Origin of the sequence: Pseudomonas sp. MYb60 (assembly GCF_002979555.1) — a bacterium.
Lineage (GTDB): Bacteria > Pseudomonadota > Gammaproteobacteria > Pseudomonadales > Pseudomonadaceae > Aquipseudomonas.
In genome coordinates this window covers 228,651-250,900 of sequence record NZ_PCOZ01000002.1, presented here as the reverse complement: position 1 = coordinate 250,900, position 22,250 = coordinate 228,651, and the positions used below count along the sequence as shown (strand labels likewise).

Genomic DNA, 22,250 nt, shown 5'->3' with positions numbered 1-22,250 from the left:
GAATGTTACAGTTTCGTTACCGAAAATAGCATTGCCTCTTATCTGCAAACAACAAGAAATGAGCGCTAATGAATGTTCCCTTACGAACACCGGAGATCAAAATGTGGAAGGGGGCTTGCCCCCTCCCACATTGACCCTGTTTCAAATTTTTTATCGAGTCTGGACGACCACTTTACCGACAGCCTTGCGCTGCACCAGATCGTTGATCGCCTGGGCCGCCTGGTCCAGTGGATACACCTGCGACACCAGCGGTTTCAACCGGCCCTCGGCAAACCACCCGAACAACTGCTGGAAATTCGCCGCGTTATCCTGCGGCTGGCGCTGGGCAAACGAGCCCCAGAACACGCCGACCACCGCCGCGCCCTTGAGCAGCGCGAGGTTCACCGGCAGCTCCGGAATGCGCCCGCTGGCGAACCCCACCACCAGCAGGCGGCCATTCCAGGCGATGCTGCGGATGGCCTGGTCAAACAGGTCGCCGCCCACCGGGTCGTAGATCACATCGGCGCCGTTGCCGTCGGTGAGGCGCTTGACCTCATCCTTCAGGCTGGTTTCGCTGTAGTTGATCAACTCATCGGCGCCTGCGGCCTTGGCCACGGCGAGTTTGTCGGCGCTGCTCGCCGCGGCGATCACGCGGGCCCCCATGGCCTTGCCGATTTCCACGGCGGCCAGGCCCACGCCGCCCGAGGCGCCAAGCACCAACAGGGTTTCGCCGGGTTGCAGATGGGCGCGTTGTTTCAGCGCGTGCATCGAGGTGCCGTAAGTCATGCTGAAGGCTGCGGCGGTGGTGAAGTCCATGCTTGGCGGGATCGGCAGTACGTTGTAGCCCGGCACCGCGACCTGTTCGGCAAAGCTGCCCCAGCCGGTCAGCGCCATGACGCGGTCGCCGACCTTGAGGTGGCTGACCTTTTCCCCGACTTCACGGACCACACCCGCCGCCTCGCCACCCGGCGAGAACGGAAATGGCGGCTTGAACTGGTACTTGCCTTCGATGATCAGGGTGTCCGGGAAATTGACCCCGGCGGCGTGCACGTCCAGCAGGATTTCGTTCTTCTTGATCGCCGGGCTTTCGACATCTTCCAGCACGAGGTTTTCGGCGGGGCCGAAGGCTTTGCACAGCACAGCTTTCATCGGACTATTCCTTTGGGGGTCGTGGCCGATAAGTGTAGGAGGGTAACCGGGTGGGTCAACGAGCATGCCCGGGCCTGATAAGTCGCCATAAGCTTGTGCTCTGCCTGGCTAGCGTTATGCTACCTGCCACCGAATGTGAGGAATGAATTGTGAAAGCGTGGATCCTGTTGATGCTGGCCCTGACCTTGCCGATGGCAGCCCAGGCCGAAGAAGCCAAAGAGGGCGAGGCGCCGAAAGTCAGCTATATCAGCCTGAGCCCGCCGTTCGTGGGCAACTATGGCCTGGATGGCACGGCCAAGCTCAAGGTCTACAAGGCCGACATCGCCCTGCGCGTGACCGGCACCGAAGCCGCCGCCGCGGTCAAAGCCAATGACGCGTTGATCCGCAACCAATTGGTGGCGCTGTTTACCCAACAGACCAACGAGACCATGAGCACCGTGGAAGGCAAAGAGAAGTTGCGTCAGGAAGCCCTGAAGCAGACTCAGCAAGTGATGAACGACGAGACCGGCAAGCCGGTGGTGGAAGACCTGTTGTTCAACAACCTCATCATCCAGTAACGCCTCAGCGCAACCCGAGGACCGCCACCCATTGCTCGGCGGTCACCGGCATTACCGATAGCCGGCTGCCTTTTTGCACCAGCGGCAGTTCGGCAAGGGCGGCTTGCTGCTTTAGATAGCCAAGGCCCAGCACGCGGGGAAACGTCTCGACGTGGGCCACGTCGATAGCGCTCCACGGGTTTTTTTCCGTGCTGGCCTTGGCATCGAAATAGTGACTTTGCGGATCGAGTGCGGTGGGGTCTGGATACGCCGCCTTGATGATTTTGCCGATGCCGGCAATCCCCGGCTCCGGGCAACTGGAGTGGTAGAAGAAGAACGTGTCACCCTCGGCCATGGCGCGCAGGAAGTTGCGCGCCTGATAGTTGCGTACCCCGTCCCAACGGGCCTCGCCGAGCTTTTCCAAGCCCTTGATCGAGAGCTCGTCGGGCTCGGATTTCATCAGCCAATAGGCCATTTTTGCGCTCCTGAAAATGGGATTGGGCAAGTTGTCGGGCAATTTAATGACAAACCGACAGTCGGTTGGCGCCAAGGTTTGCGTGTTGGTTCACGTTACCGCAGAATGCCGGCTTTTAAGCTTGACGCCGCTGCAACGGACTACTTTGGAACGTTGTTGTCATCGTGTACGAGGTGCCTGAAGGGGGGCAATCGATGCAACGTAAACCGGATTTACTATGGATTTTGGTGATTTTGTTTGGTCTGGGCGTCGTGACCACCGGGTATGCGCAAAGCTTGTGGTCGAACAAGACCGATGCGCCCATCGAGTTGACTCAGCAACAGCCGCAACCGTTCAAGCGCTGACCCTTCCTCAAGGCACTGCTGACTCCAGTGGTGCCTCTGCGATATACCATCTTTTGTCCGTCACCGTGCCAGCCAGCGGCACATCCCAACTTGCCTGCGTCAGGCGTTCGACCTTCTGACATTCATGGGCCAGGCCCAGCAGCGTCGGTGCGCGCCAGTTCTGGCGCCGGGCGAGATAGGCGAGGCTACGGTCGTAGAATCCTCCGCCCATGCCCAGGCGCCCGCCAGTTTCATCGAAGCCTACCAAGGGCAGCAATACCAGGTTCAGTGCCCACACCGCGCGTTGTTGGCCGAGGTTGATGCGCGGCTCCAGGATCCGGAAGCGATTGGGCCGCAGCTTTTCGCCGGGCCGCACGCGCTGGAACACCATCTTGGTCCGTGGCCAGGCGCTGAGCACCGGCAGGTAGGTGGCCTTGCCCCGACGCTGGGCAGCGCGCAGCAGCAGGCGCGGATCGATTTCACCGTCCGTCGGTAAATACAGGGAGATATGCCTGGAGCGGCGAAACAGCGGGTGCTGTGCCAGTTGCCGAAACAGGCCTTGGGCGGCCTTGCGCTGCTCGCTCGGCGTGAGTTCGCGACGGGCTTTGCGCAACATGCGTCGAAGTTGCGGACGAGAGAGCGGCGCAGGTTCGGTCATGGGTTCCGGCTCATAAAACAATGCCAGTCCGAAGACTGGCATTGAGTTTGGGAATTCAGGCTCCCCGACAGAGCCGCTGTCGACTTAGCCCTTGAACCCGAAAGTTCAAGGTGGAAGAAGCAGTAGGCTTTCAGGCTTTCCGTCTAGCGGACATGCACACCAGCCCAACGTGCAACTTCCAGGGTAGTGCGAATCGGCTCAGGGACATCGCCGACTGGCAAACACGCCAGGGAGTGGGGCGAGTATACCTTAAACCGACTCGGCAATCAGCCCTTGGATGCGTCTGTGTCGCTGGACAGCACCAGATCAACGCGTTCCAGCAGGTCACGCACCTGCTCGCGGGTCGACCCGCTGGCCTGCACATCGGGGCGCTCCTGCTTGTGCAGCAGGTCGTGAGTGATGTTCAGCGCGGCCATCACGGCGATACGGTCGGCACCGATGACTTTGCCGCTGCTGCGGATCTCACGCATCTTGCCATCCAGGTAGCGGGCAGCGCTCACCAGGTTGTTGCGCTCTTCCTGGGGGCAGATGATCGAATATTCTTTATCCAGGATCTGCACGGTGACGCTATTGCTTGAACTCATGAGTCTTGCTCCAGGGCCTTCAGGCGCGAAATCATCGATTCGACCTTACGCCGGGCGATTTCGTTTTTTTCAATGAGGTGAGCGCGTTCCTCGCGCCAGGTTTTTTCCTGAGCTAGTAGGAGTCCATTTTGACTCTTAAGTTGCTCGACCCGATCAATTAGCAGTTCGAGTCTGGCCATCAGCGCTTGCAGGTCGGTGTCTTCCATTGGGTTCCACTGGATTTGTCTGATGAATGGCAACTGCAGGATAAACGATCTGACGCCCTTGATAGTCTTGGTACGTCTGCCGGTGCTAGGATACAGCGCTCCATTCTAGACATTGCGCCGTCTGGCGCCTAGCTCACCATGCCCATTCAGAACTCCCCGTACGACGCTTTTTCCAAACTGCTGAGCACCAGCGGCCACCCTTGCTCGCCTGCCGAACTGCACGGCGTGTTGCTGGGCCGCAGCTGCACCGGCGTAGGCTTCGATGCCGACAACTGGCTGGCCGATGTGGCCGAACTGCTGGAAAAAGAACCCGAAGACAACGTGCGTAACGCACTGATCGGCCTGCAGGAAATGGTCAAGGGCGAGCTGACCGGTGATGACGTCACCGTGGTCCTGCTGCTGCCGACCGACGACGCGCCGCTCACCGAGCGCGCTGCCGCGCTGGGCCAATGGTGCCAGGGCTTCCTTCACGGTTTCGGCGTCAACGCCGGCGGCCTGGAACTGAGCACCGACGCCAAGGAAGTATTGCAGGACCTGGCGGCCATCTCCCAGGTGCAAGACGCCCTGGAAGAGTCCGAAGACGGCGAAGGCGACTACATGGAAGTCATGGAGTACCTGCGCGTCGCGCCGCTGCTGCTGTTCACCGAGACCCGCAAGTCCGCTGAACCGGCCGCACCCAAGCCGTCGCTGCACTGAGAAAGGAAGCCCATCTGCCCATGATTCATATCCCCAGAGCGGAATACACCCGGCGTCGCAAGGCGCTCATGGCGCAGATGGAACCCAACAGCATCGCGATCCTGCCGGCCGCCGCCGTGGCCATTCGCAACCGTGATGTCGAGCACGTGTACCGCCAGGACAGCGACTTCCAGTACCTGAGCGGTTTCCCCGAGCCGGAAGCGGTGATCGTGCTGATGCCCGGTCGCCAGCACGGCGAGTACGTGGTGTTCTGCCGCGAGCGCAACGCCGAACGCGAACTGTGGGACGGCCTGCGCGCCGGCACCGAAGGCGCGATCCGTGACTTCGGCGCAGACGACGCATTCCCCATCACCGATATCGACGACATCCTGCCCGGCCTGATCGAAGGCCGCGACCGGGTGTATTCGGCCATGGGCAGCAATGCCGAATTCGACCGCCACCTGATGGAGTGGATCAACGTGATCCGTTCCAAGGCGCACCTCGGCGCCCAGCCGCCGAACGAGTTCGTTGCCCTGGATCATCTGCTCCACGACATGCGCCTGTATAAATCGGCGGCAGAAGTGAAGGTGATGCGTGAAGCCGCGCGAATTTCCTGCGCCGCCCATATCCGGGCGATGCAGGCCAGTCGCGCCGGGTTGCACGAATTCAGCCTCGAAGCCGAACTGGATTACGAATTTCGCAAGGGCGGCGCGAAGATGCCCGCCTACGGCTCCATCGTCGCCGCCGGGCGCAACAGCTGCATCCTGCATTACCAGCAGAATGACGCCGTGCTCAAGGACGGCGACCTGGTGCTGATCGACGCCGGTTGCGAGATCGACTGCTACGCCAGCGACATCACCCGCACCTGGCCGGTCAACGGCCGGTTTTCGCCCGAACAGAAGGCGATCTACGAGATCGTGCTGGCGTCCCAGGAAGCCGCGTTTGCCGAGATCGCCCCGAACAAGCATTGGAACCAGGCCCATGAGGCTACGGTGCGAGTGATCACCAGCGGCCTGGTGGCGTTGGGATTGTTGCAAGGTGACGTCGACGAGTTGATCGCCAGCGAAGCCTATAAGGCGTTCTACATGCACCGCGCCGGCCATTGGCTGGGCATGGATGTGCATGATGTGGGCGAGTACAAGGTGGGCGGTGAATGGCGTGTGCTGGAAGTCGGTATGGCGTTGACCGTTGAGCCGGGCATCTACATCGCGCCGGATCACCCGAACGTGGCAAAGAAATGGCGTGGCATTGGCGTACGCATCGAGGACGACGTGGTAGTGACCAAGCAAGGCTGTGAAATCCTGACCGGCGGCGTGCCCAAGGCCGTCGCCGACATCGAAGCGCTGATGGCGGCTGCCCGATGAGCCGGGTCAACCTGGCCATCATCGGTGGCGGTCTGGTGGGCGCCAGCCTGGCGCTGGCGTTGCAGGCCGGGGCCAAGGCGCGGGGCTGGAAGATCGTGCTGATCGAGCCCTTCGCTCCGGGCGACAGCTACCAGCCGAGCTACGATGCGCGTTCTTCGGCGTTGTCCTATGGTGCGCGGCAGATTTATCAGCGGCTGGGGCTGTGGCAGGACATTTCCCGCCGCGCCGAGCCGATCAAGCAGATTCACGTATCGGACCGGGGCCGCTTCTCCACCGCGCGCTTGTCTGCCATGGAGGAGGGCGTGCCGGCCTTGGGCTACGTGGTCGAAAATGCCTGGCTGGGCCAATGCCTGTGGCAGGGCCTGGACAAGGACGTGGTCAGCTGGCGTTGCCCGGCCGAAGTCACGCGCATGGAGCCGCTTGCCGATGGCTATCGCCTGACCCTCAACGATGAAACCGTGCTGGAGTGCGACCTCGCGGTCCTGGCCGACGGTGGCCGCTCTGGTCTGCGCGAACAGCTGGGCATTGGCGTGAAAACCCGCCCGTACAACCAGAGCGCGCTCATCGCCAACATCACACCGAGCGAAGCCCATAACGGCGAGGCCTTCGAACGTTTCACCGACGAAGGCCCGATGGCCCTGTTGCCGTTGCCGGACAACCGCTGCGCACTGGTATGGACGCGCATCGGCATGGACGCCCAGCGCCTGGCCAACCTCGACGAGCGCAGTTTCCTCAGCGAATTGCAGGGCGTTTTCGGTTACCGCCTGGGCACCCTGAAACAAGTGGGGGTGCGTCATCTGTATCCGCTGACGCTGGTGGAAGCCGAGGAGCAAGTGCGTTCCCACCTGGCGATCCTCGGCAATGCCGCCCACAGCCTGCACCCGATTGCCGGGCAGGGGTTCAACCTGTCCCTGCGCGATGCGGTGGCCCTGGCCGAGGCCTTGCTGGCAGGGCCGCAGGTGCCGGGCGACCTGGCCACGTTGCAGGGTTACCGCGAGCGCCAACGCCTGGACCAGAGCCTCACCGTAGGCTTCTCCGACCAGGTCACGCGTCTGTTTGGCAGTGCCCAACCGCTGGTGGCCCTCGGGCGCAACATGGGCCTGCTCGGGCTGGACCTGCTGCCGCCGGCCAAGCGCTGGTTCGCTCGTCAAGCCATGGGCCTGGGCACGCGGCCCGATGCGTAAGTGGCTGATTGCGCGCATCGGTAAAGCGCGGCTGCTGCGCTGGGTCATGAGCCTGTATCCGCCGTACCTGGGCGCGGGTGTCAGCGTGCAACACATGAGCGCTGATTTTCGCCACGTCAAAGTGCGCATGGGCCTGGGCTGGTACAACCGCAACTACGTCGGCACGCAGTTTGGCGGCAGCCTGTATTCGATGGTCGATCCGTTCTACATGCTGCTCTTGATGGAGAACCTCGGCCGCGACTACATCGTGTGGGACAAGGCAGCGAGCATCGATTTCATCTCGCCGGGCAAAGGCCCGGTGTACGCCGAATTTTCCATCGACGACGCGTTGCTCGATGAGATTCGTCGGCAGACCGAAGGGGGCGAGAAATACTTGCCCCACCTCAAGGTCGAGATTCATGACGGCTCCGGCACCCTGGTGGCGCGGGTCGATAAAACCCTTTACGTGCGGCGCAAGCCGCGAGCGAGACAGGCTTAAACCATGGACATGCGCGCAGATGTGCTGATTGTCGGGGCCGGAATGGTCGGAAGCGCCCTGGCGCTGGCGTTGCAAGGCAGTGGCCTGCAAGTGCTGTTGCTCGACGGCAGCCCGCTGAGCGTCAAGCCGTTCGACCGGGACGCGGCCTTCGAGCCCCGGGTGAGCGCCTTGTCGGCCGCCAGCCAGAGGATCCTCGAACGCCTGGGCGTGTGGGACGGCATTGTCTCGCGCCGCGCCAGCCCTTACGGTGACATGCAGGTGTGGGACGGCAGCGGCACCGGCCAGATCCACTTTTCGGCCGCCAGCGTGCACGCCGAGGTGCTCGGGCATATCGTCGAGAACCGCGTGGTCCAGGACGCCTTGCTCGACCGCCTGCACGACTGCGACCTCGGCCTGCTGGCCAATGCGCGCCTGGAGCAGATGCGCCGCTCCGGCGATGACTGGCTGCTGACCCTGGCCGATGGCCGCACCTTGCGTGCGCCGCTGGTGGTGGCGGCCGATGGCGCCCACTCCGCGGTGCGCCGCCTGACCGGCACCGCCACCCGCGAATGGGATTACCTGCATAACGCCATTGTCACCAGCGTGCGCAGCAGCCAGCCGCACCAGCGCACGGCCTGGCAACGTTTCACCGACACCGGCCCGCTGGCGTTCTTGCCGCTGGTGCGGGATGGGCAGGAGGACTGGTGTTCGATTGTCTGGTCGACCACGCCGGCTGAGTCCGAACGCCTGATGGCGCTGGACGATGAACGTTTCTGCCGTGAACTGGAGCGTGCCTTCGAAGGGCGTCTCGGTACGGTGGTCAGCGCCGACCCGCGTGTCTGCGTGCCGCTGCGCCAGCGTCATGCCAAGCGCTACGTGGCCGAAGGCCTGGCGTTGATCGGCGATGCTGCCCACGTGATTCATCCGTTGGCGGGGCAGGGCGTGAACCTGGGTTTCCTCGATGCAGCGACACTCGCCGAAGTGCTCCTGGCAGCCACCGAACGCGGCGAGCGCCTGGCCGATGTGAAGGTGTTGAGCCGCTACGAGCGTCGGCGCATGCCGCACAACCTGGCGTTGATGGCGGCGATGGAAGGTTTTGAGCGACTGTTCCAGGCCGATCAACTGCCGCTGCGCTGGTTGCGCAACGCCGGGTTGAAGATGGTCGACCAGATGCCCGAAGCCAAGGCCGTCTTCGTGCGCCAGGCCCTTGGCCTGACCGGCGACCTCCCGGAGCTTGCGAAACCCTTAGGTTGAAATGCGACCCCCTGTGGGAGCCGGACTTGCCCGCGATGAGGCCATAAGCCGCACTGCCAATCCCGGCCATGCAACATCTGGTAACGCCTCCACCAAGCATCACCAAATGTGAGTCCTTATCATTTGCCCTCTTTTTGCAAATGAGAGACTGCCCCCATGTTGGCACCCAAGCGCCTCCTGACTGCCCTGGCACTCACCCTGATCGGCAGCACCACCGTGCAGGCCGCCGACGAAGTGGTGGTCTACTCCTCGCGCATCGACGAACTGATCAAACCGGTATTCGACGCCTACACCCAGAAGACCGGCGTGCAGGTGAAGTTCATCACCGACAAGGAAGCGCCGCTGATGCAGCGCATCAAGGCCGAAGGCGAAAATGCCACCGCCGACCTGCTGCTCACCGTCGATGCCGGCAACCTCTGGCAGGCTGAGCAGATGGGCATTCTGCAACCGTTCACGTCACCGGTGATCGACAAGAACATTCCCCTGCAATACCGCTCCTCAAACCATGCCTGGACCGGCTTGAGCCTGCGTGCGCGCACCATCGCCTATTCCACCGACCGGGTAAAACCAGCGGACCTCACCACCTACGAAGCGCTCGCCGACAAGCAGTGGGAAGGCCGCCTGTGCCTGCGTACCGCAAAAAAGGTCTACAACCAGTCGCTGACCGCCACCCTGATCGAAACCCATGGCGCGGCCAAGACCGAAGAGATCGTCAAGGGCTGGGTCAACAACCTGTCCACCGATGTGTTCTCCGATGACATCGCGGTGCTGGAGGCGATCAACGCCGGGCAATGCGACGTGGGTATCGTCAACACCTACTACTACGGCCGCCTGCACAAGCAGAACCCGAAGCTGGCCGTGCAGCTGTTCTGGCCGAACCAGGGCGATCGCGGCGTGCATGTGAACCTGTCGGGCATCGGCCTGACCAAGCACGCGCCGCACCCGGAAGCGGCCAAGGCCCTGGTGGAATGGATGACCACCGCCGAGGCGCAGAAGATCTTTGCCGACGTGAACCAGGAGTTCCCGGCCAACCCGGCGGTACCGCCATCGGCCGAAGTGGCGAGCTGGGGCAAATTCGTGGCAGACACCTTGCCGGTGGAAGTGGCGGGTAAGCGTCAGGCCGAGGCGATCCGCCTGATGGATAGGGCTGGCTGGAACTGACACACTGCAAATCAACATGTGGGAGGGGGCTTGCCCCGATAGCGGAGTGTCAGTCTACTCATCAGTGACTGATCCACCGCCATCGGGGGCAAGCCCCCTCCCACATTGGATTGTGGTGGTTTAAACCTATTCATCAATTGAGAATACGCTTTTGGCTCACCCCGCCCAACGCCGCTGGTACCTGCCGGTCTTCACCGTCGCTGCCCTGGTGCTGCTGCCGCTGAGCGTGCTGTTGCTGTCCTGGCAAAGCATCGACACACAAATCTGGTCCCATCTCTGGGAAACCCAGATGCCACGCCTGTTGAGCAACACCTTGACCCTGGTGCTGGGCGTTGGCGTCGGTGTAACCCTGCTGGGTGTGAGCCTGGCCTGGCTGACCAGCCTCTGCGAATTCCCCGGACGACGCTGGCTGGATTGGGCACTGATGCTGCCATTCGCCATTCCTGCCTACGTGCTGGCGTTTGTGTTTGTAGGGCTGCTGGATTTTGCCGGCCCGGTGCAAACCCTGTTGCGCGAATGGTTCGGTAGCGGCCTGCGCCTGCCGCGGGTGCGCTCCACCAGCGGCGTGATCATCGTATTGGTGCTGGTGTTCTATCCCTACGTCTACCTGCTGGCGCGCACCGCGTTCCTGGCCCAGGGCAAAGGCCTGATGGAAGCCGCGCGGGTGCTGGGACAATCGCCTTGGCAGGCGTTCTGGCGCGTGGCTCTGCCCATGGCGCGCCCGGCGATCGGTGCGGGTGTGGCGTTGGCACTGATGGAAACCCTGGCGGATTTCGGCGCGGTCTCGGTGTTCAACTTCGATACCTTCACCACCGCTATCTATAAAACCTGGTATGGCTTCTTCAGCCTGTCCAGTGCGGCACAACTGGCCAGCCTGTTGCTGTTGGTGGTGATGCTGGTGCTGTACGGCGAACGGCGTGCCCGCGGGGCCAGCCGGCCGAGCAATGAGCGCCCGCGGGGCAAGGCGCTGTATCACTTGCACGGGTTCAAGGCTGCCGCGGCGAGCACTTGGTGCGGGTTGGTATTTGCCTGTGCCTTTGTCATCCCGATGATTCAGCTGGTCGCCTGGTTCTGGCAGCGCGGCCGCTTTGACCTGGACGAGCGCTACACCGGTCTGATCATCCACACCCTCTACCTGGGCGGCATCGCAGCGCTGATCACCGTCAGCGTGGCATTGGTGCTGGCCTTCGCCAACCGGCTGGCGCCGACCCGGGCGATCCGCTCCGGCATCAGCCTGGCCAACGTTGGCTATGCGTTGCCGGGCTCGGTGCTGGCGGTGTCAATCATGTTGGCGTTCAGCTACCTGGACCGTGAACTGGTGGTGCCGCTCTCCGGCTGGCTGGGTGGTGCGGGCAAGCCGTTGTTGCTGGGCAGCCTGTCGGCGCTGGTGCTGGCTTATCTGGTGCGCTTCCTGGCCGTGGCTTACGGGCCGCTGGAAAACAGCCTGGCGCGCATTCGCCCCTCGTTGCCCGAAGCCGCGCGCAGCCTTGGCGTGAGCGGGCCGCGACTGTTTTGCAAAGTGTATCTGCCGTTGCTGCTGCCGGGCACGCTCAGCGCAGCGCTGCTGGTATTCGTCGATGTGCTCAAGGAAATGCCCGCGACCCTGCTGATGCGCCCGTTCGGCTGGGACACCCTCGCTGTTCGCATCTTTGAAATGACCAGCGAAGGGGAGTGGGCGCGGGCGTCATTGCCGGCGCTGACCCTGGTGCTGGTCGGCCTGTTGCCGGTCATCGGGCTGATCCGACGCTCGGCCCGGCAAATCGCTTAGGTGCCAGTCCTACGGCTTGCGGCTACAATGCGCGGCATTCGGTGCGCTTCGTCTTTCGGAGCGGGTCGCTGGGCGCGGCTGCAAGCCTTGTGAATCAAGGCGTTCAGGTGCAAACGGCAGCTCCGCGCACCTTCGCCAAGCCCGGAAGGAGAAACCCATGGGACAGCGTACGCCTCTGTATGACCTGCATCTCGCCCTAGGCGCGAAAATGGTCGATTTTGGCGGTTGGGATATGCCTCTGCATTACGGCTCGCAAGTTGAAGAACACCATCAGGTGCGACGCGACTGCGGGGTGTTCGATGTATCTCACATGACCGTGATCGATGTCGCCGGCCCACAGGCCAAGGAATGGCTCCAGCACCTGCTGGCCAATGACGTCGAGCGTCTGCACGCCTGTGGTCGTGCGTTGTACAGCGCCATGCTCAACGAAAAGGGCGGCGTGGTGGATGACATGATCGTCTACCGCACCGAAGCCGGTTACCGCCTGGTGGTCAACGCCGCCACCCGCGACCAGGACATGGCCTGGATGCAAGCGCAACTGGGCCGCTATCAGGTCCAGCTGAGTGAGCGTGCCGAGCTGGCGATGCTGGCGATTCAAGGGCCGCACGCCCGGCACAAGATCGCCGAACTGGTGACCCAGTCCCGCAGCACCCTCATTCACCAACTCAAGCCGTTCGAAGGCCAGGCCGATGGCGACTGGTTTATCGCTCGCACCGGCTACACCGGCGAAGACGGGTTGGAAATTGTGCTGCCGGCCGACCAGGCACCGGGCTTTTTCAACGACCTGGTGGGTGCGGGTATTTCACCCATCGGCCTGGGCGCCCGCGACACCTTGCGCCTTGAAGCCGGGATGAACCTCTACGGCCAGGACATTCACCAGGACGTTTCGCCCTTGGCGGCGAACATGGCCTGGAGCATTGCGTGGGAGCCTGCCGAGCGCGATTTCATCGGCCGTGCCGCGCTGGAGGCCGAGCAGGCTGCCGGTGTGCAGTTCAAGCTGGTAGGGCTGGTACTGGAAGAACGCGGGGTTTTACGCGCTCATCAGGTGGTTCGTATCGCCAATGTTGGCGAAGGGGAGATCACCAGTGGTAGTTTCTCTCCTACGCTGAGCAAATCCATTGCCCTGGCGCGTGTGCCGACGGCGACGGCTGATCGGGCCGAAGTGGAAATTCGCGGCAAGTGGTACCCGGTTCGAGTGGTCAAGCCGACCTTCGTGCGCCATGGCAAAACCTTGATCTAACCTATTTCCGGCAGGCCAAAGGCCGCTGACATTACTTCTTGAGGACACAGACTATGAGCAATATCCCGGCCGACCTGCGTTTTGCCGAGAGTCATGAATGGGCACGCCTGGAAGCTGACGGCACCGTGACCGTCGGCATCTCCGACCATGCCCAGGAAGCGTTGGGCGATGTGGTGTTCGTTGAGTTGGCGGAAGTGGGCGCGCAGTTTGAAGCGCAAGGCCAGGCAGGTGTGGTTGAATCGGTAAAGGCCGCCTCGGATATCTACGCCCCGGTCGCCGGCGAAGTGATCGCCGTCAACGAAGAGCTGAGTGGTAGCCCGGAGCTGCTGAACTCCGACCCGTATGGCGCATGGATCTTCAAGCTCAAGCCAAGCAACCCGGCGGATGTGGAAAAACTGCTGGATGCTGCTGGCTACAAAGCCGCCATCGGCGAATAAATAGGTTCAAATGTGGGAGGGGGGGAAAGCCACCTCCCACCTTTTGATCGGCGCCAGCCTTTAGGGTTTAGCGCGCTTCAAGACGGCTTTGACCGCCGCTACCGACCGCTCCACATCCGCCTCTGTCATCGCCGTAAACATCGGCAACGACACGATCAAGCGCCCCACCTTTTCCGCCACCGGGAACATGCCTTCCGTGAACCCCTGCGCCCGATAAAGGCTCAGCAGGTGGATCGGCGGGTAGTGATAGCCAATGCCTACGCCGTGAGCCTGCATCTGCTCCATGAACGTGGCGCGGGCGGGCAGGCCGTCTGTGCGCTCCGCAAGCACCAGTTGAAACAAGTGCCAGTTGCTGTTCTCGAAGTCAGCGGGCGGTAGCTGGGCGCCGTATTGCGCTTCAAAGTCGGCACCGAAATATTTGAAGTAGTGCCGCGCCAGGTTCTGGCGGTGAGCAGTGATCTGCTCGATATGGGCAAATTGCCCCAGGCCAATGGCGGCAGCGATGTCGGTCATGTTGAACTTGCCGCCCAATACATCCACGTCCAGTCCGTCGAAGCCAGTGCGCGTGACGCCTTGCAGGCGATACTTCTCGGCCAGGCGTGCCTCTTCGGGAGTGTTCAACACCAGGCACCCGCCTTCGGAAGACGTGATGTTCTTATTGGCCTGGAAGCTGAACGACACGAAATCGCCGGTAGCGCCAATGCGCTCGCCGTCCCAGCTGGAACCCAGTGCCTGGGCGGCGTCTTCGATGATGCGCAGGTTGTACTTGTTGGCCAGCGCGTAAAGCATCGGCATGTCCAGCGGCAGGCCGGCCAGGTACACCGGGATGATCGCCTTGGTGCGCGGGGTGATTGCCGCTTCCACCTGGCTGAGGTCGATATTGCGGGTCACCGGGTCAATGTCGGCAAACACCGGAGTGGCGCCCACTTCGAGAATCACGTTGGCCGTGGCGACCCAGGAGATCGGTGTGGTGATGACTTCATCCCCCGGCCCGACGCCCGCAATGCGCAAGGCAATCTCCATGGTGCAGGTGCCCGAGTTGAACGTGCGCACCGGCCTGCCGCCAAAGTATTCCGACAACTGCGCCTCGAACGCCTGGACTTTTGGACCACTGGTAATCCAGCCCGAGCGCAATACATCGCCCACGGCCGAGATGGTGGCTTCGTCGATGGTGGGTTTGGAGAACGGCAGGAAGGGCAGTGAGCTCATGACGACGAAGGCATCCGTTTCAGATTGGCGATGAGTGGCGAGGTACCAGCAGCGGCATGGTTGCACGGTTCGACTGAATATAGCCTGTCGCCTGTGAATGAATCGTCACCGAGCAGGCAAAAAAATGCCGCTACGAGAGCGGCATTTTTCAGAGTGAGGGGGTCACTCGGTAACGGCGTTTTTCGCAAGGATGGCGTTCGCCAGTTCCATGTCCGTGGCTTGCAGGCCAGGGTTGTCGGCGCGGACTTTCTGCATCGCGGCTTCCAGGTAGGGGCCACGGATACCGCCGTCGCTGGCAACAAAGCTGCCTGCGTCGTCTTGAGCGGCGACCACCAACTTGTGGTCCTTGAAGGTCAGGTACGTCGAGCCAGTGGTGGCGCCCGACGAGATGACGTTGCGCCAGAAACTGTCGGCCATCGCTGAACCGACAGGAAGGGAAAGCACAGCAAGGGTTGCGACAGCATATTTGAGACGCATGGTGGGTGACTCCGGGTGGGGTATCTGTTCTGTATGATTGTAGTTGGCCCGTCCGAGTTCCGTGAGCGACTAAACAGTTTCAACTTTCAACACCACCCCTTCCTGGGCTATCACCCGTACCTGGGCGCCCACAGGGCTGTCCGGGCCGGTCACCATCCACACGCCATCACCGACTTTTACCTTGCCCCGGCCGTCCACGATTGCCTGGTGCACCATGAAGGTTCGGCCTATCAGCTCGGAGCCGCGCTCATTCAGACCCGGCTGGTCGCTGGCCTTGGCGCTGCTGCGCTGGCGTTTCCACCAATACACCGCGGTCAGTATCGACAACACGGCGAACAGCAGCAGTTGCCATTCCAGCGCCAGGGGCGGCACCAGAAACTTGATCACACCCACGGCCGCCGCAGCGATACCCATCCACAACAGGTAACCGCCGGCGCCGAAGACCTCAAGGATCAGCAGTACGGTGCCCAGTGCCAGCCAATCCCAGAACGACAGATGCTGCAGGAATTCCCACATGATCTCAGCCTTTCTTGCTGTCGAAGGTGGCCTTGACGATCTCGCCGATACCACCGACCGCGCCGATCACCTGGCTCGCTTCCAGCGGCATCAGAATGACCTTGCTGTTGTTGGCCGATGCCAGCTTGCCCAGGGCGTCGATGTATTTTTGCGCGACGAAGTAATTGACCGCCTGCACGTTGCCCGACGCAATCGCTTCCGACACCACTTGGGTGGCGCGGGCCTCGGCTTCGGCCTGACGCTCGCGGGCTTCGGACTCCAGGAATGCGGCCTGACGGCTACCCTCGGCTTCGAGGATCTGCGCCTGCTTCTTGCCTTCGGCGGTGAGGATCGCCGACGCTCGCAGGCCTTCGGCTTCAAGGATCTGCGCACGCTTGATCCGCTCGGCTTTCATCTGGCCGGACATGGCTGCCATCAGGTCGGCGGGCGGGCTGATGTCCTTGATCTCGATACGGGTGATCTTGATGCCCCAGGGTGCGGTGGCTTCATCCACGGTTCGCAGGAGCTTTTCGTTGATGCCGTCGCGCTGGCTGAGCATGGCGTCCAGTTCCATGGAGCCGAGCACGGTACGGATATTGGTTTGCAGCAGGTTGCGGATGGCATGTTCGAGGTTGTTCACCTCGTAGGCGGCCTGGGCGGTGTTGACCACCTGGAAGAAGCACACGGCATCGATCTGCACAGTGGCGTTGTCGGCGGTGATGACTTCCTGGGGCGGGATGTCCAGCACGCTTTCCATCACATTGATCTTGCGACCGATGCGGTCCATCACCGGGATGATGATGTTCAGGCCAGGCTTGAGGGTGTTGGTGTAGCGGCCGAAGCGCTCGACGGTCCACTGGTATCCCTGGGGGACTACCTTGAAGCCCATGAACAGGATGGCGACGGCCAGCCCCACGAAAAGAAGCAGTACGGTTCCGATCTGCATAGCGATTCCCTATCTGATGGTGTCAGTCGAACGGTGTTCGACGGATTGTAACGGTGTCGTCACCGATAAGGACGGTTTCACGGCGCAACAATCAAAGCATTTGTTACTGAATCCCCAGGGGTGACCCGCAATACTTCCTCCAGCGTGGTCAGGCCGGCCTCGACCTTTTGCATACCCGCCATGCGCAGGCTGCACATCCCCTGTGCCATGGCCCGCTGTCGCAGGGCCTGCACATCGGTGCCGGGGGTGATCAGCGCCTTGAGCTCTTCCTCCAGAGGCATGATTTCGTAAACCCCGGCGCGGCCCCGATAGCCGCTGTTTCGGCATTCAACGCACCCCACGGCTTCATGGACGCCCCCCAGCGAGCGCTTGCAGTGGGCACACAAAACCCGCACCAGTCTTTGCGCCATCACCCCCAACAACGTGGCCTTGATCAAATAATGAGCAATACCCAGTTCCTGTAAGCGACTGATGGCACTCGGTGCGTCGTTGGTGTGCAGGGTCGACAGCACCAGGTGCCCGGTCAAGGCAGCCTGGATCGCCATCTCGGCAGTTTCCTGGTCACGAATCTCGCCGATCATGATGATGTCCGGATCCTGGCGCAGCAGGGCGCGGATGCCGCTGGCGAAGGTCAGGTCGATGTTGGGCTGCACCTGCATCTGGTTAAACGCGGGCTCGGCCATTTCGATGGGGTCTTCCACCGTGCACAGGTTGATCTCCCGCGTGGCCATCTGTTTGAGCGTGGTGTAGAGCGTGCTGGTCTTGCCTGAGCCGGTGGGGCCGGTGACCAGGATGATGCCGTTGGCCTGGCGGGTCATGGCCTGCCAGCGCTGTTGGTCCTCGGCGGACAGGCCCAACTGGTCAAAGTCCTTGAGCAGAACCTGGGGGTCAAAGATCCGCATCACCAGTTTTTCGCCAAAAACCGTCGGCAGCGTGGAAAGCCGCAACTCGACTTCAGCACCCGTCGGGCTCTTGGTCTTGATCCTGCCGTCCTGGGGACGACGTTTCTCCGCCACGTTCATGCGGCCCAGGCTTTTCAGGCGGCTGACCACTGCCATCGTGACCTGGGGCGGAAACTGGTAGGCATCATGCAGCAGCCCGTCAATGCGAAAGCGCACGCGGCCTTGCTCCTGGCCGGGTTCAATGTGGATATCGCTGGCCCGCTGGGCAAATGCGTACTGCAGCAGCCAGTCGACGATATTGACGATATGCGCATCGTTGGCGTCCGGTTCCTGGTCGCTGGCGCCGAGGTTGAGCAGTTCGAAATTACCCGGTGCCAGCGCTTTTTGATCGGCCCCGCCGACGGATTTCACCAGCCGGTAGAACTCGCCGATACAACGCCGGATAGCCTGGGGGTTGGCGACCACCCGCCTGATCGAACGTTGAAGGACCTGGGCCAGCCCTGCCTCCCAGCCGGTAATGAACGGCTGGGCGCTGGCAATGGTGACGGTGTGCGCATCCACGGCAACGGCCAGGATGGCGTGGCGTTGGGCGAAGGCATGGGACATCAGCGGCACGACGGTCGCGACGTCGATCTTCAGCGGGTCGATACGCAGGTAATCCTGCCCTGCGTGCCGGGCCAGCCAGTGTATGAGGGTTTCCAGGCAGGGACCCTGTTCGGCAACGCGCTCAAGCGGATGGCTGTGAACGTCGGCCCCCAACGTCGATAAGCGTTTCGCTACATCGGTCGTCACCAGGCCTGCATCGAGCAGGTCGGGTATCAACTGCTGCAAATCCAATTGCTGATCAACGGGCATGGAGGGGTTCCTGAGTGGAGGCCGGGTGTGAATCCCAGCCTAGTCAGCCCCGATGTTTCTTCCTCCGTGTGTGTATTGCAGGGCTTTACCGAGCGGCGGCCACCACGTCTGCAGGCGCCACCGCATCGACTTCCCATACCTGCAGCGAGTACACGCTGATCAGGTTTCGAATCTTTTCGGCGATCACCTGTGCGCGATGCCAGCTCAGGCCATCCATTACGATGTCGAGGTGCAGCAGGTCGTCCACGCGGTTTGCCGTGACCTGGCTGGGGGTCAGGAACTGCAACGCGAAAAGGTTGAGCACCCGGCACAGCAGATCCGGTTCCGCCTCGGCGACGATCCGGTAGTGCGCCTGGCAATGCACGCTGTTGACCGCCCACGCATCGACGCGGGTAACGGGGTGGGTGGTTTCGACAACATGCATGGGAAATCTCCTGATTCGACAGGAGGAATTTTTACATTCGACACGGGAGATTTCTTATCTAAGATGGGCTGAATCCAGCATTGATCGAATTGATCAATTCAATAAACGCACTCTGGAAGGTATTTATATGCACAGCGAGTTGGACACCTACGACCGCCGTATCCTGGCCCTGCTGCAAGAGGACGCGTCGTTGTCCAGCGCGCAGATTGCCGAACAGGTCGGCCTGTCTCAGTCGCCGTGCTGGCGGCGCATCCAGCGGTTGAAAGAGGAGGGAGTGATTCGCGGGCAGGTGACCCTGCTGGACCGTAAGAAGATCGGCCTCAACACGCAGATTTTCGCCGAGGTGAAACTCAACGCCCACGGTCGGTCGAACTTCACCGAGTTCACCGAGGCGATTCGCGGCTTTCCGCAAGTGTTGGAATGTTATGTGCTGATGGGCGCGGTGGATTTTCTATTGCGCATCGTGACGGCGGATATCGAGGCTTACGAGCGGTTCTTCTTCGAGAAGCTGTCGATGGTGCCGGGGATCCAGGAGGTCAACTCGATTGTGGCGTTGTCGGAGATCAAGTCCACCACCAGCCTGCCAGTATTGCGCTGACAGTGCTGGCCTCACCCGGGGCAAGCCCCCTCCCAGACTGACTGCATTCACCAATGGAACGCTGTGAGCCCGGGGCAATGTGGGAGGGGGGGCTTGCCCCCGATGGCTTCTTTACAGACGCAGCAGCGTTTTCCAGGCCCGGTTCTGATACACCGCAATCGCCTGATGCATGCGCGCATCCAGCGACTCATCGGTGATCGGCTGGTTGGCCAGTTGCGCGAGTTTGTTCAACTCGCCATACAGACGGTCCAGTTCCGGGATGTCCACCACTTGGCGGGCATGGTGCAGCCAGGCTTGGATGCGTTCGATGCGCGGCAGTTGCTCGGCGAGGTCTTCCGGCTGCTGCTGGTAACGCGGCAGTTGCAGGGCGACGGCGTCGTCGGCCAACAGGCGTGGCAGCCAGTTGGTGATTTGCGCAGCGCCCTGGCGGTTGCCGCGCACGTTGCGGTCGGCGGTCCAGGTACGAGCCAGCAGCCAGCGCGAAGCGTTCAGCGAGAACAGGCCCCACCGCACGTCTTCAAGTTCTTCGACGAACTGTTCCGGTGCAGCTTTGCGAATGTCTTCATCGTCGTCGCCGGCTTGGACCAGCGGGCGCCAGTCTTCCAGCAGGGCATCCAGTGCGCTGCGCAGTTCGCTGGTGGATTGACGCGGTGCGGCCTGGCCGAGGCTGCCGATCAGGGCGCGCATTTCGCCGAGGTTGTCGACCCAGTCTTGCAGCAGGCGCCAGTGGCCATTGAAACGGTATTGCTCGGCCAGGCGCTGGCTGCTGCCCAGCAGGTGCCACAGGACTGCGGCGAAAGCGTCGTCCAACGGCATTTCGGCGTGCAGCTGCGGCGCCGGCAGGCTCAGGGAGTAGCTGCTGGCATCGTGCAGGCGGTAGCCGCGTTCGGCCTTGCTGATGTCACAGGGCATCAGCGCCAGCGTGGCGGCCAATTCAGCGGCCAGCTCCAGCAGGGCAGCCGGTTCGCCTTCGCGCAGTTCCAGTTCCAGTTCGCAGATTTCTTCTTTCTGCTTGCCGACTACCACGTGGCCCAAATCCAGGGCGGCTTCGATCACCACCTTGGCCTTGCCGCGGCCCCAGGCGATTTCCGCGCGCTCACGGACGAAGTCGGTGGTGAAGATCGGCTTGAGGGTTTTCTTGTCCAGCTCGGCCAGTTGCTCGGGCCAGCATTCGCCGTCGAGTTTCTTCACGTCGAGCTTGGCTTTGGGCAGGTCCCAGTTGTACTCGTTGCGTTCCGACAAGCCGGCGACGCTCTGGCCACGGGTCTTGAGGGTCTGGATGATGGCGTCACCGTCCTTGCGCAGGCGCAGGGCGACTTTGGCCTGGGCCAGGTCGCGCTCGGGGGTGTCGAAGTACTGGTTCATCAACTCAAGGCGTTCCCAGCCACTTTTGTTGCGTTTTTTCAGTAGCGGGTGCTCACGTAGCGCGGCGAGTGTTTCGCGGCTGACGCGGAGCTTGATTTCGGTTTCTTTCTGCATGGCCGGAAAATCCAGGATCGGGAGCGCAGCCGGGGAAAAGAGTGGCTGCCAAGGCCGTGCAGTGTACAGGACTGAGCCCGGCAACGTGCCGCAACGGTTTATTGTGTCGTACAGATGGCTCTATAGTGGGGCTCATCCGGGAAGTTGAGAGACCGCGCATGCCATTGCCCACGCTGAAAGAACAGTTCGCCGCGCTGATCGCCGCACCGTCCGTCAGTTGCACCCAGGCGTCTCTCGACCAGACCAACCGGCCGGTCATCGATTTGCTCGCCGATTGGCTGGGCGACCTGGGTTTTGCCATCGATATCCAGCCAGTCAGCCCCGGAAAATTCAACCTGCTCGCCACCTTTGGCAGCGGCCCGGGTGGCCTGGTGTTGGCGGGGCACAGCGATACCGTTCCCTATGACGCTGCACTGTGGAAGACCGATCCGCTCAAGCTGACGGAAGTTGACGGCCGCTGGGTAGGATTGGGTAGCTGCGACATGAAGGGCTTTTTCGCCCTGGCGATTGAGGCCGTGCTGCCGCTGCTGGACCAGCCGTTCAAGCAGCCGCTACTGATCCTCGCCACCTGCGATGAAGAAAGCTCCATGTCCGGTGCCCGTGCGCTGGCCGAAGCCGGTCGCCCGCTGGGCCGTGCAGCGGTGATCGGTGAGCCCACCGGCCTCAAGCCGATCCGCCTGCACAAAGGCGTGATGATGGAGCGTATCGACATCCTTGGGCAAAGCGGCCATTCGTCGGACCCGAAGCTGGGTCACAGCGCCCTGGAGGCCATGCACGACGCCATCGGCGAGCTGCGGGGCCTGCGCCTGGCCTGGCAGCGCGAATACCGCAACCCGCAATTCAGTGTGCCGCAGCCGACGATGAACTTCGGCTGCATCCACGGCGGCGACAACCCCAACCGCATCTGCGGCCAGTGCTCCCTGGAGTTCGACCTGCGGCCCTTGCCGGGCATGGACCCCGAGGTGCTGCGCGCGGCCATCCGCCAGAAGCTGCAACCCCTGGCCGAGCGCCATCAGGTCAAGATCGACTATGCGCCGCTGTTTCCCGAAGTGCCGCCATTCGAGCAGTCTGAAGACGCCGAGTTGGTACGGGTAGCGGAACGATTGACCGGCCACCGTGCCGAAGCAGTAGCGTTCGGCACCGAAGCGCCTTATCTTCAGCGCCTTGGGTGCGAAACCCTGGTGCTGGGCCCCGGCGACATTGCCTGCGCCCACCAGCCGGGCGAATACCTCGAAATGTCACGCTTGACGCCTACAGTGCGTCTATTGCGGGAACTGATCGAACATTACTGCCTCAAGCCTGCATAAATTAACCCCTGACTGTTCGTACATAGAAGGAGAGTGAGCGTGTCGCCAAGCCTGTTCCGACGATAACCATCAGCCCGCTGTGCGTTTTCACGACTCATCCTTTTTTGG

Annotated in this window: 25 protein-coding genes and 1 other RNA gene; 13 read left to right on the top strand and 13 right to left on the bottom strand. The window is 62.1% G+C overall.

The window, feature by feature from the left end:
* Positions 1-150 precede the first annotated feature (150 nt).
* On the bottom strand, positions 151-1,128 hold the full coding sequence (locus tag CQ041_RS03940; RefSeq protein ID WP_105521192.1) for an NADPH:quinone oxidoreductase family protein: 978 nt from the start codon (positions 1,126-1,128) through the stop codon (positions 151-153).
* 149 nt (positions 1,129-1,277) lie between these two features.
* Between CQ041_RS03940 and CQ041_RS03935 the strand changes: the two genes are divergently transcribed.
* Positions 1,278-1,685 carry a flagellar basal body-associated protein FliL gene (locus tag CQ041_RS03935; RefSeq protein WP_105521191.1) on the top strand — a complete coding sequence of 136 codons (408 nt, stop codon included), beginning with the start codon at positions 1,278-1,280 and terminating at the stop codon, positions 1,683-1,685.
* A 4-nt stretch (positions 1,686-1,689) separates the two neighbouring features.
* Here the strand turns inward: CQ041_RS03935 and CQ041_RS03930 are convergent, their stop codons facing one another.
* Entirely contained in the window at positions 1,690-2,139 is a 450-nt protein-coding gene (locus CQ041_RS03930; protein ID WP_105521190.1) for an EVE domain-containing protein, read from the bottom strand.
* Between the two features lie 194 nt (positions 2,140-2,333).
* Here CQ041_RS03930 and CQ041_RS03925 point away from each other — a divergent pair, with 194 nt between their 5' ends.
* Entirely contained in the window at positions 2,334-2,483 is a 150-nt protein-coding gene (locus tag CQ041_RS03925) for a hypothetical protein (protein WP_085986534.1), read from the top strand.
* A 7-nt stretch (positions 2,484-2,490) separates the two neighbouring features.
* Here the strand turns inward: CQ041_RS03925 and CQ041_RS03920 are convergent, their stop codons facing one another.
* The 4 genes from CQ041_RS03920 to CQ041_RS03905 all read right to left on the bottom strand — a co-directional run bounded on the left by CQ041_RS03920 (position 2,491) and on the right by CQ041_RS03905 (position 3,910).
* The gene (locus CQ041_RS03920) at positions 2,491-3,120 is read right to left on the bottom strand and encodes a 5-formyltetrahydrofolate cyclo-ligase (protein ID WP_105521189.1); all 630 of its coding nucleotides are present in this window, start codon (positions 3,118-3,120) and stop codon (positions 2,491-2,493) included.
* Between the two features lie 57 nt (positions 3,121-3,177).
* Positions 3,178-3,356: non-coding RNA, 6S RNA (gene ssrS, locus CQ041_RS03915), on the bottom strand.
* Between the two features lie 30 nt (positions 3,357-3,386).
* The gene (locus CQ041_RS03910; RefSeq protein ID WP_105521188.1) at positions 3,387-3,704 is read right to left on the bottom strand and encodes a cell division protein ZapA; all 318 of its coding nucleotides are present in this window, start codon (positions 3,702-3,704) and stop codon (positions 3,387-3,389) included.
* Positions 3,701-3,910: a TIGR02449 family protein gene (locus CQ041_RS03905; protein ID WP_003177365.1), complete on the bottom strand. Its 210-nt coding sequence runs from the start codon at positions 3,908-3,910 to the stop codon at positions 3,701-3,703. Before CQ041_RS03905 ends, CQ041_RS03910 begins: the two co-directional genes overlap by 4 nt.
* Positions 3,911-4,048: 138 nt before the next feature.
* On the opposite strand from CQ041_RS03905, the gene CQ041_RS03900 reads away from it, so the two are divergent.
* The 9 genes from CQ041_RS03900 (at position 4,049) to gcvH (ending at position 13,450) form a co-directional block, all read left to right on the top strand.
* Positions 4,049-4,606, top strand: coding sequence for a YecA family protein (locus tag CQ041_RS03900; RefSeq protein ID WP_105521187.1), 558 nt, complete (start codon positions 4,049-4,051; stop codon positions 4,604-4,606).
* Between the two features lie 20 nt (positions 4,607-4,626).
* The gene (gene pepP, locus CQ041_RS03895) at positions 4,627-5,949 is read left to right on the top strand and encodes a Xaa-Pro aminopeptidase (RefSeq protein ID WP_105521186.1); all 1,323 of its coding nucleotides are present in this window, start codon (positions 4,627-4,629) and stop codon (positions 5,947-5,949) included.
* Positions 5,946-7,133, top strand: a complete 1,188-nt coding sequence (ubiH, locus tag CQ041_RS03890) for a 2-octaprenyl-6-methoxyphenyl hydroxylase (protein ID WP_105521185.1) — start codon at positions 5,946-5,948, stop codon at positions 7,131-7,133. The genes pepP and ubiH overlap by 4 nt, the downstream gene beginning before the upstream one ends.
* Positions 7,126-7,611, top strand: a complete 486-nt coding sequence (locus CQ041_RS03885; RefSeq protein WP_105521184.1) for a DUF4442 domain-containing protein — start codon at positions 7,126-7,128, stop codon at positions 7,609-7,611. The genes ubiH and CQ041_RS03885 overlap by 8 nt, the downstream gene beginning before the upstream one ends.
* Before the next feature lie 9 nt (positions 7,612-7,620).
* A complete protein-coding gene (locus tag CQ041_RS03880; RefSeq protein ID WP_177429353.1) occupies positions 7,621-8,844 on the top strand; it encodes a 2-octaprenyl-3-methyl-6-methoxy-1,4-benzoquinol hydroxylase in 1,224 nt (407 codons plus the stop codon).
* A 156-nt stretch (positions 8,845-9,000) separates the two neighbouring features.
* Positions 9,001-10,005, top strand: coding sequence for an extracellular solute-binding protein (locus tag CQ041_RS03875; protein ID WP_105521182.1), 1,005 nt, complete (start codon positions 9,001-9,003; stop codon positions 10,003-10,005).
* Positions 10,006-10,156: 151 nt separating this feature from the next.
* Positions 10,157-11,773 (top strand): iron ABC transporter permease, encoded by a 1,617-nt coding sequence (locus tag CQ041_RS03870; protein ID WP_105521181.1) that lies wholly within the window; start codon positions 10,157-10,159, stop codon positions 11,771-11,773.
* A 157-nt stretch (positions 11,774-11,930) separates the two neighbouring features.
* Positions 11,931-13,013 carry a glycine cleavage system aminomethyltransferase GcvT gene (gene gcvT / locus CQ041_RS03865; RefSeq protein WP_105521180.1) on the top strand — a complete coding sequence of 361 codons (1,083 nt, stop codon included), beginning with the start codon at positions 11,931-11,933 and terminating at the stop codon, positions 13,011-13,013.
* 53 nt (positions 13,014-13,066) lie between these two features.
* A complete protein-coding gene (gene gcvH / locus CQ041_RS03860) occupies positions 13,067-13,450 on the top strand; it encodes a glycine cleavage system protein GcvH (protein ID WP_105521179.1) in 384 nt (127 codons plus the stop codon).
* Between the two features lie 60 nt (positions 13,451-13,510).
* Here gcvH and CQ041_RS03855 read toward each other — a convergent pair whose 3' ends face one another.
* From CQ041_RS03855 to CQ041_RS03830, 6 genes are all read right to left on the bottom strand, one after another.
* Positions 13,511-14,659 carry a DegT/DnrJ/EryC1/StrS aminotransferase family protein gene (locus CQ041_RS03855; RefSeq protein WP_105521178.1) on the bottom strand — a complete coding sequence of 383 codons (1,149 nt, stop codon included), beginning with the start codon at positions 14,657-14,659 and terminating at the stop codon, positions 13,511-13,513.
* A 162-nt stretch (positions 14,660-14,821) separates the two neighbouring features.
* Positions 14,822-15,136 carry a DUF2388 domain-containing protein gene (locus tag CQ041_RS03850; protein WP_003176799.1) on the bottom strand — a complete coding sequence of 105 codons (315 nt, stop codon included), beginning with the start codon at positions 15,134-15,136 and terminating at the stop codon, positions 14,822-14,824.
* 69 nt (positions 15,137-15,205) lie between these two features.
* Positions 15,206-15,652, bottom strand: coding sequence for an NfeD family protein (locus CQ041_RS03845; protein ID WP_105521177.1), 447 nt, complete (start codon positions 15,650-15,652; stop codon positions 15,206-15,208).
* Positions 15,653-15,656: 4 nt separating this feature from the next.
* The gene (locus CQ041_RS03840) at positions 15,657-16,577 is read right to left on the bottom strand and encodes an SPFH domain-containing protein (protein ID WP_105521176.1); all 921 of its coding nucleotides are present in this window, start codon (positions 16,575-16,577) and stop codon (positions 15,657-15,659) included.
* 77 nt (positions 16,578-16,654) lie between these two features.
* Positions 16,655-18,334 (bottom strand): GspE/PulE family protein, encoded by a 1,680-nt coding sequence (locus CQ041_RS03835; RefSeq protein WP_105521175.1) that lies wholly within the window; start codon positions 18,332-18,334, stop codon positions 16,655-16,657.
* A gap of 85 nt (positions 18,335-18,419) precedes the next feature.
* Positions 18,420-18,758 carry a hypothetical protein gene (locus CQ041_RS03830; protein ID WP_105521174.1) on the bottom strand — a complete coding sequence of 113 codons (339 nt, stop codon included), beginning with the start codon at positions 18,756-18,758 and terminating at the stop codon, positions 18,420-18,422.
* A gap of 127 nt (positions 18,759-18,885) precedes the next feature.
* Between CQ041_RS03830 and CQ041_RS03825 the strand changes: the two genes are divergently transcribed.
* Positions 18,886-19,356, top strand: a complete 471-nt coding sequence (locus CQ041_RS03825; protein ID WP_105521173.1) for an Lrp/AsnC family transcriptional regulator — start codon at positions 18,886-18,888, stop codon at positions 19,354-19,356.
* 111 nt (positions 19,357-19,467) lie between these two features.
* Here CQ041_RS03825 and CQ041_RS03820 read toward each other — a convergent pair whose 3' ends face one another.
* Entirely contained in the window at positions 19,468-20,835 is a 1,368-nt protein-coding gene (locus CQ041_RS03820; protein ID WP_105521172.1) for an inorganic triphosphatase, read from the bottom strand.
* Positions 20,836-20,993: 158 nt separating this feature from the next.
* Between CQ041_RS03820 and argE the strand changes: the two genes are divergently transcribed.
* Positions 20,994-22,142 (top strand): acetylornithine deacetylase, encoded by a 1,149-nt coding sequence (gene argE / locus CQ041_RS03815; protein WP_105521171.1) that lies wholly within the window; start codon positions 20,994-20,996, stop codon positions 22,140-22,142.
* The last annotated feature ends 108 nt before the right edge of the window (positions 22,143-22,250 follow it).

What these genes read in the sequence shown, in the direction of transcription:
- CQ041_RS03880 (WP_177429353.1), top strand. Translation starts at nt 7,621, where the DNA reads ATGCGCGCAGATGTGCTGATTGTCGGGGCCGGAATGGTCGGAAGCGCC.
- CQ041_RS03875 (WP_105521182.1), top strand. Translation starts at nt 9,001, where the DNA reads ATGTTGGCACCCAAGCGCCTCCTGACTGCCCTGGCACTCACCCTGATC.
- CQ041_RS03900 (WP_105521187.1), top strand. Translation starts at nt 4,049, where the DNA reads ATGCCCATTCAGAACTCCCCGTACGACGCTTTTTCCAAACTGCTGAGC.
- CQ041_RS03905 (WP_003177365.1), bottom strand. Translation starts at nt 3,910, where the DNA reads ATGGAAGACACCGACCTGCAAGCGCTGATGGCCAGACTCGAACTGCTA.
- CQ041_RS03835 (WP_105521175.1), bottom strand. Translation starts at nt 18,334, where the DNA reads ATGCCCGTTGATCAGCAATTGGATTTGCAGCAGTTGATACCCGACCTG.
- CQ041_RS03825 (WP_105521173.1), top strand. Translation starts at nt 18,886, where the DNA reads ATGCACAGCGAGTTGGACACCTACGACCGCCGTATCCTGGCCCTGCTG.
- CQ041_RS03840 (WP_105521176.1), bottom strand. Translation starts at nt 16,577, where the DNA reads ATGCAGATCGGAACCGTACTGCTTCTTTTCGTGGGGCTGGCCGTCGCC.
- CQ041_RS03850 (WP_003176799.1), bottom strand. Translation starts at nt 15,136, where the DNA reads ATGCGTCTCAAATATGCTGTCGCAACCCTTGCTGTGCTTTCCCTTCCT.
- CQ041_RS03920 (WP_105521189.1), bottom strand. Translation starts at nt 3,120, where the DNA reads ATGACCGAACCTGCGCCGCTCTCTCGTCCGCAACTTCGACGCATGTTG.
- CQ041_RS03830 (WP_105521174.1), bottom strand. Translation starts at nt 18,758, where the DNA reads ATGCATGTTGTCGAAACCACCCACCCCGTTACCCGCGTCGATGCGTGG.
- gcvT (WP_105521180.1), top strand. Translation starts at nt 11,931, where the DNA reads ATGGGACAGCGTACGCCTCTGTATGACCTGCATCTCGCCCTAGGCGCG.
- gcvH (WP_105521179.1), top strand. Translation starts at nt 13,067, where the DNA reads ATGAGCAATATCCCGGCCGACCTGCGTTTTGCCGAGAGTCATGAATGG.
- CQ041_RS03845 (WP_105521177.1), bottom strand. Translation starts at nt 15,652, where the DNA reads ATGTGGGAATTCCTGCAGCATCTGTCGTTCTGGGATTGGCTGGCACTG.
- CQ041_RS03930 (WP_105521190.1), bottom strand. Translation starts at nt 2,139, where the DNA reads ATGGCCTATTGGCTGATGAAATCCGAGCCCGACGAGCTCTCGATCAAG.
- CQ041_RS03925 (WP_085986534.1), top strand. Translation starts at nt 2,334, where the DNA reads ATGCAACGTAAACCGGATTTACTATGGATTTTGGTGATTTTGTTTGGT.
- CQ041_RS03885 (WP_105521184.1), top strand. Translation starts at nt 7,126, where the DNA reads ATGCGTAAGTGGCTGATTGCGCGCATCGGTAAAGCGCGGCTGCTGCGC.
- CQ041_RS03820 (WP_105521172.1), bottom strand. Translation starts at nt 20,835, where the DNA reads ATGCAGAAAGAAACCGAAATCAAGCTCCGCGTCAGCCGCGAAACACTC.
- argE (WP_105521171.1), top strand. Translation starts at nt 20,994, where the DNA reads ATGCCATTGCCCACGCTGAAAGAACAGTTCGCCGCGCTGATCGCCGCA.
- CQ041_RS03940 (WP_105521192.1), bottom strand. Translation starts at nt 1,128, where the DNA reads ATGAAAGCTGTGCTGTGCAAAGCCTTCGGCCCCGCCGAAAACCTCGTG.
- ubiH (WP_105521185.1), top strand. Translation starts at nt 5,946, where the DNA reads ATGAGCCGGGTCAACCTGGCCATCATCGGTGGCGGTCTGGTGGGCGCC.
- pepP (WP_105521186.1), top strand. Translation starts at nt 4,627, where the DNA reads ATGATTCATATCCCCAGAGCGGAATACACCCGGCGTCGCAAGGCGCTC.
- CQ041_RS03855 (WP_105521178.1), bottom strand. Translation starts at nt 14,659, where the DNA reads ATGAGCTCACTGCCCTTCCTGCCGTTCTCCAAACCCACCATCGACGAA.
- CQ041_RS03910 (WP_105521188.1), bottom strand. Translation starts at nt 3,704, where the DNA reads ATGAGTTCAAGCAATAGCGTCACCGTGCAGATCCTGGATAAAGAATAT.